The organism is Halorubrum sp. SP9, from assembly GCF_005435015.1.
Taxonomy (GTDB): domain Archaea; phylum Halobacteriota; class Halobacteria; order Halobacteriales; family Haloferacaceae; genus Halorubrum; species Halorubrum sodomense.
On record NZ_SGXU01000593.1, the window covers coordinates 1 to 302 of the forward strand.

Consider the following 302-nt stretch of genomic DNA (forward strand, 5'->3'; position numbering starts at 1 on the left):
CGACGACATCCTCGACCGATACGAGAGTATGGCGAAGTCGTCGTTGACGCTGAAACGCGGCAACACACGGGAAGGGATCCGAACGTTCCACAACGAACTGATCGAACTGTTCCGGGAGGACCTGAACCGAACGAACTTCCCGAGCTCACCGGGTCACCACACCGGCGAGTGGGAACGGTACGACGACATGCTCGAACTCGCGTTCCGGCTCTCCCGCGACGGTCGCTTCGTCGCCGCGCAGGAACTCTTCGATCTCGGGCTGGAGCGATTGGAATCGAGCGAGTACGAACGGCGCGACCCAC

1 pseudogene is annotated in these 302 nt (G+C 61.6%); it reads left to right on the forward strand.

The annotated features are described in order from the left end of the window. Nucleotides 1-302, forward strand: a pseudogene (locus tag EXE45_RS18695) (hypothetical protein); the annotation flags it as partial.